This is a genomic window from Alkalibacterium sp. s-m-28 (assembly GCF_054658175.1).
This window is the reverse complement of sequence record NZ_BAAGIQ010000308.1, coordinates 1-370: the sequence shown is the minus strand read 5'-3', so window position 1 is coordinate 370 and position 370 is coordinate 1. Positions and strand designations below refer to the sequence as shown.

Below are 370 nucleotides of genomic sequence, written 5' to 3'. Positions count from 1 at the left end.
TTGCTCTCCTACGTTTTACTCGTACACGCTATCAGATGATTCGTCAGATGACCGAAGCCCAGCAGCACTACGTGGAAAATCTTTATTACAAGTGCAACACTCTTTCGAGTGACTTAAAAGCTGAAAACATAAGCACCTCTGTGTTTAGTTCAACGATGATTCAATTAATGAATGGCGACATTTCAATGGCTGAGATTCGGACAATGAATAGCGTTGAGCTAGCTGCTTTACTTCAAAAGTTTGGGCGAGGACGCTTTAAAGATCCTGTCAAATTAGCTAAAGTCATTAGAAAATCTGTCTCAGACTCTTATCGCTTAGGCAAACTAGCACAAGACAGTATTGATATCAATCTAGGTGTTCAAATGCGTGT

General features: G+C 40.3%; 1 pseudogene. It reads left to right on the top strand.

The window, feature by feature from the left end:
* Positions 1-47: 47 nt before the first annotated feature.
* Positions 48-370, top strand: a pseudogene (locus ACYQ4S_RS12450) (IS110 family transposase); the annotation flags it as partial.